This is a genomic window from Methylocaldum sp. (assembly GCF_039794385.1).
GTDB lineage: Bacteria > Pseudomonadota > Gammaproteobacteria > Methylococcales > Methylococcaceae > Methylocaldum.
Window position 1 is genome coordinate 1 of the sequence record NZ_JBDIVO010000218.1, and the last position, 8,286, is coordinate 8,286.

At 63.2% G+C, this 8,286-nt stretch carries 7 protein-coding genes; all 7 read right to left on the reverse strand.

All coding sequences use genetic code 11. The features are described 5' to 3' along the window. Positions 1-314 precede the first annotated feature (314 nt). Positions 315-560 carry a hypothetical protein gene (locus ABJK70_RS16670; protein WP_077730861.1) on the reverse strand — a complete coding sequence of 82 codons (246 nt, stop codon included), beginning with the start codon at positions 558-560 and terminating at the stop codon, positions 315-317. Further along, the gene (locus ABJK70_RS16675) at positions 560-2,314 is read right to left on the reverse strand and encodes an Hsp70 family protein (protein WP_077730862.1); all 1,755 of its coding nucleotides are present in this window, start codon (positions 2,312-2,314) and stop codon (positions 560-562) included. Before ABJK70_RS16675 ends, ABJK70_RS16670 begins: the two co-directional genes overlap by 1 nt. Further along, positions 2,311-2,964 carry a nucleotide exchange factor GrpE gene (gene grpE, locus ABJK70_RS16680; RefSeq protein ID WP_077730863.1) on the reverse strand — a complete coding sequence of 218 codons (654 nt, stop codon included), beginning with the start codon at positions 2,962-2,964 and terminating at the stop codon, positions 2,311-2,313. Before grpE ends, ABJK70_RS16675 begins: the two co-directional genes overlap by 4 nt. Beyond that, the gene (locus ABJK70_RS16685; protein ID WP_077730864.1) at positions 2,961-3,287 is read right to left on the reverse strand and encodes a J domain-containing protein; all 327 of its coding nucleotides are present in this window, start codon (positions 3,285-3,287) and stop codon (positions 2,961-2,963) included. Before ABJK70_RS16685 ends, grpE begins: the two co-directional genes overlap by 4 nt. Before the next feature lie 8 nt (positions 3,288-3,295). After that, the gene (locus ABJK70_RS16690; protein WP_347258518.1) at positions 3,296-5,719 is read right to left on the reverse strand and encodes a tetratricopeptide repeat protein; all 2,424 of its coding nucleotides are present in this window, start codon (positions 5,717-5,719) and stop codon (positions 3,296-3,298) included. 375 nt (positions 5,720-6,094) lie between these two features. Beyond that, the gene (locus ABJK70_RS16695) at positions 6,095-7,285 is read right to left on the reverse strand and encodes a methyl-accepting chemotaxis protein (protein ID WP_077730867.1); all 1,191 of its coding nucleotides are present in this window, start codon (positions 7,283-7,285) and stop codon (positions 6,095-6,097) included. 91 nt (positions 7,286-7,376) lie between these two features. After that, positions 7,377-8,286 (reverse strand): quinone-dependent dihydroorotate dehydrogenase (locus ABJK70_RS16700; RefSeq protein ID WP_347258519.1); only part of this gene is annotated, 910 nt, incomplete at its 5' end.

Below are 8,286 nucleotides of genomic sequence, written 5' to 3' on the forward strand. Positions count from 1 at the left end.
GGCGTCCTTAAGTCCGGCCGACCGTTCGATCCCAATCATGGGCTTGCATCGTGATTTCTAAGACGGTATCTACGACTTTCCGAGGAATTCATTCTTGTAGGATGGGTAGAGCGAAGCGAAACCCATCGATGGTGGGTTAGGTGGCGAGGCCGTAACCCACCGAACGACTTCGGACCGGTGGGTTACGCTTCGCTAACCCACCCTACGATAATGTTCACTCGAATGCCGGATGGAATAAGCGGTCAACCGCCGTTCCTTAGGTTCAAAGGGGGCCGGGCGATGTTCCTTGCAAAGGATCGCCTCGGTCGAAAGGCTCAGCGCCCGCGGCGAGCCAGAAATCCCCGCAGCAGCAGGGCCAGGGGCGAGCGTTTGAGCTGCAGCGATTCCTCCAGCGCCTGCCGGGCCGCGGCGGCGTCGCCCGCGCCGAGCCGGGCGACGGCCTGGTGCAGCTTCGCGCACGCCTGTGCCTCGGCGGCGAGCGGGAGGCTCAAATCGGTCCGGCAGCGGGCGCACACCGGGTCCTCCCGCAACCGGGCCTGGCAGGTGGGGCAGCGCTCCATCAGGTATCGAGGTAATAGAGAATGTCGGCGAGACGCTCCACCGCCGTCTCGACGGCCTGGAGATCGCCGGCGGCGATGCCGTCCCTGATATCTTCGATGAGGTCGATCATGTCCTCGCGGTCTTCCTCGGACGCTTTCTCCAGCAGGCGTTCCGCCTTTTCCACCAGAGCCCGCGCCTTGACCTCCGTATGATGCCGCTCCGAAGCCGCTCCTTCCACAAGCGTTTCGGCTCCGGCCGCCGGCCCGAACAGGGCGTCGATGCGGGCCTTGGCCGCCCCCATCTCCTCTCCCTGGAAACGGGCGATGGCATTGTTGATGGTGATGGACTTGGAAAGGCCGGTGTCCTTCTCCCGAGCCGAGACGTGCAGGATGCCGTTCAGATCCAGATCCAGGCTGACCGTGACGGTGTTGCCCGCGGGCACCTTGCGCAGGCCCTTCACCCTGAATTCGCCGATTTCGATATTGTTCAGGGCGTCCGGGGCCTCGCCCTGGTAAATCCGGACGTCCACTTCCTGCTGACCGTCAAAGCTGGTGTAAAAGGCCTCGGTCTTGCTCACCGGCAGCGGGGTGTTCTTGCGGATGATGGGGACATAGACGTAGGGGTAGAGTTCGCCGTCGAGTTCGGCTATGGCGGAGGTCCCATAGGTGTAGGGCGTGATGTCGACCAACACCGCGGATACCGATTCTCCCGCGATCACCCCGGCCTGGACGGCCGCGCCCATGGCGACGCACAGATCGGGGTCGATGTTCCGGTGCGGCTCCTTGCGAAGCTCGCCGAACAGCCGCTCGCTGACGACGGGCGTGCGGGTGCTGCCGCCCACCAGCAGGATTTCGTCGATGTCGGAAGCGGTCAGGTTGGCGCCGCGCAGGGCGATGTGCACCGCTTCCAGGGTTTCGTCGATATAGCCCGCGATCATCTGCTCGTACTCGTAGCGGGACAGCTCCAGCGACAAATGGATGGGCGTCCCCTCCTTCTCGAACAGATATTCCTCGTCGATGCGCACGAAGGGCTGGTCGGACAGGGTTCGCTTGGCGCTCTCCGCGGCCCGGTTGATACGCGCCATGATCTGCCGCGACTCGGTGATGTCGAAGTCGTGCTCGCGCTTGATGTGCTCGACCAGATGATCGACGATCCGGGCGTCGAAATCGTCCCCGCCCAGCCGGTTGTTGCCGTGGCTGGCCAGGACTTCCACCACATCGTCCTCGATGCTCACCACCGACACGTCGAAGGTGCCTCCGCCCAGGTCGTACACCAGTATCCGTTTGCGCGTTCCGGTCTTGGCCTCGTAAGCCAGCGCCGCGGCCGTGGGCTCGTTGATGATGCGCACCACGTCGAGACCGGCGATCTCCCCTGCTTCTCGGGTGGCCTGGCGCTGGGCGTCGGAAAAATAGGCGGGGACGGTGATCACCGCCTTTTGCACGCTCCGTCCGAGGTAGTCCTCGGCGGTCGCCTTGAGACGCTTGAGGATGATGGCGGAGATTTCCTGCGGGCTGAAGTGCTGGCCCGCCAGCTCCACCCTGAGATCTTCGCCCATGTGGCGCTTGATGGACTTGACCGTGCGCTCCGGGTAGAGAATGTACTGATTGTGCGCCGGTTCGCCCACCAGGACGTCGCCGTGCTCGCCGATGCCGACGAAGGACGGCAGGATCTTGCGTCCTTCCCGGTCGGGGATGACGGTTACCTTGCCCTCCTTCAGAATCGCCACTTCCGAGTTGGTCGTGCCGAGATCGATGCCGATGATGATGTCGCTCATAGTTTGTTGGCCCTGACTTCCGCTAAACGTAAGACTTCGTCGCCCCAGAGAAATCCCTTGCGCAGTTCCGCCGTGACGATGCCGTTTTCGAGATCGGGCTGCCGGTCCAGTTCCAGCACGGTCATGGTGTGGGGATCGACGGGCAGACCCATGACCTCCAGCGGCCGGACCTCGTGGCGCGCCAGGATTTCCTCCAGCCGTCTGAGGCTCATGCCCTGGCCTTCGCGTATGCTCTCGATAAAGCGCCGGTCCTCCGGACGCGACTTGATGCGGAACCAGCCCTTGACCGGACGGTAGTTGCGCAACGCATTGAGACCCGCGGAGAGCCGGTCGTGCACATCCAGAAGATCCAGCAGCGCGGAACGCAGGGCGCTGCGGCGCAGGGTGGAAAACTCGCCCTGAAACCGCTCCAAAGTCCGATTCAGATTGCTCTGGCTGTCCCTGAGCCATTCGTGCGCTTCGCCGACCGTATCGAGAGCGGTGCGGAACTGGCGCGACTCGGTCCGGACCTCGGTGCGTAGCGCCGCCAGCTCACCGAACAGGGTGAAAAGGTCGGTCTGCCTCGCCGCGTCTTCCTCGAAACCGGCGGGCGTATCGAGGTACTGCCGGAATTCTTCCAGCAGACGGATCTTGTTCGCTTCGTCCATCATGTATCGGTGTGCGTCTCGGACAAATGCTCGGCCAGGCCCTCGGTGAGCGTCCGGATCAGGGTGCCGGCATCCGGCCGTTCCGGCCGGCCCGGTCGCAGAATCTGGCGCAGCAGGACGGAAACGTCGGGCTTTTCCCGATGGAACAACCGGTATTCCCGGCGCTTCTTGTCGGTCTCGATGAGCTCATAAGCCTTGCGGATACGCCGGAACTCCCCGGCGTTCCGCTCCGGCGGGAATTCCCGGACCTTGCGTAGATAAGCCTTCTTGATTGCCTCGTCGCCGGCGTCTTCCTCCACGCCCAGCACTTCGTAAGGGGTTTCCATGGACTCTCCTAGGATTTTTTCGTGTTCTTGGATTTCTTGCCGCGGCCGGGCAGGGGCAGTCCGTCCAGAATCCGGCTCGCGTCCACACCCAGGCCGCCCAGCAATTTGTCGAGAATCAAACCCAGCGCATCCTTCTCCGATAGCTTCTCGAACTGCTCGGGGGGATAGTCGCCGAGCAATTCCTTCGCCCGTTCCTCGGGGGACAAGCGGTCGAGTTCCTCGATGCGCTCCGCGAACCGCTCGGCCGCCTCCTCGTCGAGACTGTCCAGCCCGTCCGGAAAAGCCTCATGAAAATCGGGTTGCAGGGATTCCTCGTGCTTGCGCAGAAATTGATCGATCAAGGCCGCGGTGCGGCGGTCGCCCGCCTGGTGCGCCTGGTCCAGATTCATCTGTAGCCGGAGCCCATCCATGGGCAGCAGCCTGCCCGCATCGCCCCGGCATTTCGCATAAACCTCGAAATACGCGAACACCGGCGCGTAGCGGCACCGCCTCGCCGCCTGTTTCGCGCATTCGCCCAGAAGCTCGTATTGGCCGGCAGCGCCGAAGCCCTGGCAGAGGCCGAAGAAATCCTCCTCGGACAGTTCCGCCTGTTTGAAGCTGCGCTTCAGCATCGGCGCCAGCTTGTGGAGAGCCTGCGAGAGATTCTGCCGCCCCTCGCCCCGGTACAGGCCGAGCAGCCTGACCAGGGCCATGAGTTCCGCCCTGTCCGCCGAATGCTGCTTGTCCAGCCCCTGGACCAGGCTATCGGGACCCTTCAGAGGCATGTCCGCCGCGAGCACTTCGATCGCCCACTGAAACCAGGCCGCCGCGCCGCCGCCCGCGGCGGTCCATGCCTCCTGCCAAAGATTCCGGCAGCGTTCGTTGTCGGCCTGCCAGAAGGCCGATAGCCCATCGAGCCAGAGCAGGGCCGCGCTGCGCCGCTGGGGATCGAGCTTGCGGGCCGCGGTCAGCTCCGCTTCCGCCAGATCCGTGCGTCTGGCTTTCAGTTGCTTGCGGGCGTGGCCCAGATGGGCCTCCAGCAGAAAGCGGCGGGCATCGCTGTTGATGGGGTCGATTTCAAGGAGGGTCTTGGCATAGTTCGCCACCTTCTTGAACGCCTTGCGGCGCTGGGCCGCCCGCATCGCCGGAAGCAGAACCTCCGGGTCCCGCGGATAGCGCTTCACGGCGCGGTCCAGCCAGGACAGTGCGGCCTTGGCGTCGTCGAACTGCTCCAGCAGTCCGATCAGCCTTAGGTAGGCTGGCTTGTCGTCCGGGTCCAGTTCCAGGCTCTGCTCCAGGCAAGCGATGGCCAACTCGGGGAATTCCTTCTCGGCCAGGTCGGCCACATGGCGGAAGATCAGAGCCTGGGTGAGAGGTTCATCGCGGCCCTGCGGGGCATTCTTCAAGAGAGCGATGCATTCCTGCCAATACCGGCTGGCCTCTGGATAATCGAGTATTTCCTCGGCGTGGAGCGCCTTGATGCGGCATTGTTCGAAGGGAATCAGCTTGCCGAATGCCCGCTCGTAGAACGGGATGGCCTCCGGGGAGTCCGCCAGGGCCGCGAGACAGAAGCGGCGGCTTTCGGCCTCGCCCAGTTCGGCGCGGTGACGCAGGACCGCTTCCAGGAGCGGCCGGGCACCCTTGGCCTGGGCGGCGTTCTGGATGTCCCGCAACAGCGCCAGTTCCTTCTTGCCGTAGCCTTTCAGCTTGTCGACGACGGCACGCAGCTTCGGCGGAAGCTTGAGATAAGCCGCCACGTCCGGCGCAGGGGTTGCCAACTGTTCGCGCAGAGCCGCGGCCAGATTCCGGCAGGCCGAATCGGGATCGACGCGGTCCAGGACTTCCGACGCCCCGTCGGGATCGCGTTCCACCGCAAGGAGGCCCTTGAGCAGAGTGCGCAGATTCCGGTACGGCGAGCGGGACGATACCTGCCGCAGGCATTCCTCCGCTTCGGCTTCCCGGCGCTCCGCATAAGCCGCGAGGGCTTTCCGGAGCAGCGGCTGCTGCCGGACGATGGCATGCTCCCTGGGCAGGGCATCGAGCAGCTTGTCGTTTTCCAGGGCCAGCAAAGCCGCGGCCTCGACCAGACGCCGCCCCGGCGCGGAGGCGGCAAAGTCATCGGGGACCGCTGCCAGCGCCTGGCCGAGCTTGCCCATCTGCCCGGCCTTGAGCAGCCAGGTCAGGTACTCCCCCGAAAGCGGCGCGCCGGGGCGAAGACCGGCATGGTTCTCCCACAGCATCGCCGCTTCCTGGAACATGCCCTTCCCGGCCAGTTCGCGGGCACGTCCCAGATAGGCCTCGGCCAGAAGGTCTTCCGACTCCTGCCGGCGCTCCTGTTTCAAGAGGTCCTTCAGAGACGCGATCGCGTCCTTGAAATACCCGCTCTGTAGAGCGCGCTGGGCCGCGGCTTTGAGTGCCGGCACGGATTTCAGCGGTGAAGGTTTGGATTTCATCGGCGGGTTGGAAAGCAGGGGACAAGATGCGAACGGGGATTATCGCAAAAAATCGCCATTCGCGATTCAAGGAGATGTACGGATGCGGTATCGAATGAATCCCGTCAGCCGACCGGTTCAGCGGCGACTTTCCGGATTCGACGCAGGTTCGGACCGGCACGGTCCCGACTGGCAGTCGAAATCGGGTTCAGCACGCAGGATGGGCAAAGGCCTTAGGCCGTGCCCATCCTCACCGGGAAAGTTGGGGTGGGAGTTCGTAGGTCGGCAATCCCTTGCCGACACTTTCGTCGGCAAGGGATTGCCGACCTACTGAGGACGATCACGCCGGTTACGGGTAGCAGGTGTCCCGAACCGAAATCGAAGGGCGGCAGACGGCTAGCGGATCTTGAAGCGGCCGACCTGTTCCTGAAGGTGCGAGGCCAGTCGGGCCAATTCCTCGCTGGCGGCTGCCGTCTGCTCGGAGCCTTGAGCCGTTTCATGGGAGATTCCGCTGATGTTGACTACATTGCGGTTGATTTCTTCGGCGGTGATGCTTTGTTCCTCGGCGGCCGCCGCGATTTGGGTGTTCATGTCCTTGATGGTGTCGATGAAGCGATTGATGATCTCCAGCGATTCGCCGGCGTTGATCGCTTGATCGACGCTGGTCTTGGCCGCGCTCTTGCCCTGCACCATCGCGGAGACGGCTTGGTTCGCCCCGGTCTGGAGGCGTTCGATCATGCCCTGGATTTCCTGGGTCGATTGTTGCGTGCGGCTTGCCAGAGTGCGGACTTCGTCCGCCACCACCGCGAAGCCGCGGCCTTGTTCGCCGGCGCGGGCCGCTTCGATGGCGGCGTTGAGCGCCAGCAGATTGGTTTGCTCGGCAATGCCCCGAATCACGTCCAGAACGGCGCCGATGGCCACGCTATCCTCTTTCAGCTTGTTTATGGCTTCGGAGGTTTTCTCCACTTCGGTCGCGAGGCCATTGATGCTTTGGATAGTGTGCTTGACGACCGTGGTGCCGTTCTTGGCCTGTTCGTTGGCGTCCTGAGCGGCTTCGGCGGCGCGGGATGCGTTCTGGGCGACCTCGTGGACGGTCGCCGACATTTCCGTCATGGCCGAGGCGACTTGCTCGGTTTGCTCGTTCTGGTTGAAGACGCGCTGCCGGCTTTGCTCGGTGATCGTCGACAATTCTTCCGCCGCCGCCGCCACCTGTTCGGCATCCTTGACGATATCCCGCACCATGCCGGCCAGGTTTTTGATCACCGTGCTGCATTTCCAGGCCATCCAAGAGAATTCGTCCTTGCCCTCCAGGGAAATGTTCTTGGTTAAGTCGCCGGCGGCCATCGCGCTCAGCGCGTCCACCAGTTTTTCGGCGCGTTTTGCGGAGTGCCGGCCCAAATAGGCGGCCAGTGCCAGCATCGTGACCGATGCCGCGACCGCGGTAATGATTACGCCGGTAATATCGTCATTTTCGCCCGCCGTCTTGATGCTCATGAAAGTCACCGAGGCGACGCCGGCGATGCCGACACCCATGGCCAGGTACATCTGGCGGGATAAATTCAGGTTTTCTACGAAGGATTTCAGCATGGCTCGATCTCTGGGTTAATTATTGTTTTGCAACCTGAGTCACAAGTTTAGTCAGAAATTTTCGAGCCGTAGGGAGAGACTAGGGCGGCTGTTACAAAGCTTCGACGATCTCCCTGATCAAAGCCGGGCCTCGGTAGATGAAGCCGGTGTAGAGTTGGATCAATTCCGCGCCGGCCTCGAATTTCCGGCGAGCGTCCTCGGCGCCGGCGATGCCGCCGCAAGCGATGATGGGAACGGCGCCTTGCAAAGCCTGCCCGAGTCGGGCGACCACATCGGTCGATTTGCAGAACAAAGGGCGGCCGCTGAGTCCGCCGGTTTCTTCGCCGTGAGCGAGTCCTTCGACGCCTTCTCGGGAGGCGGTGGTATTGGTGGCGATCACCGCATCGATTCCGTATTTGACCAGGGCGTCCGCCGCCTGCTTGATTTGCTCCGGTTCGAGATCGGGCGCGATCTTGACGGCCAGCGGAACGCGCCGGCCGTGAGTCTGGGTCAGATTCTCCCGCTCCTGCCGCAAGCCGGACAGCAGATGGTCCAGGTTTTCGCCGGCCTGGAGGTCGCGCAGGCCGGGCGTATTGGGAGAGGAAATGTTGACCGTGACATAGCTGGCGTGCGGATACACTTTGCGCAATCCGATCAGATAGTCGTCGAGCGCCCGATCCAATGGGGTATCGCGGTTCTTGCCGATGTTGATGCCCAATATGCCGCTGTAACGCGCCTTTTTGACCTGCTCGACCAGGTAGTCCACACCTTTATTATTGAATCCCATGCGGTTGATGAGCGCCTCGGCCTCGGGCAGGCGGAACAAACGCGGCTTCGGATTGCCCGGTTGCGGGCGGGGCGTCACCGTGCCGATCTCGATGAAGCCGAAGCCCAGAGCGGCCAGGCCGTCTATGCATTCGCCGTTCTTGTCGAGCCCGGCTGCCAGACCTACCGGATTCGGGAAGCTGAGGCCCATCACCGTTCGCGGCTTGGGGGCGGCCGAATGATGAAGGGGATTCAGC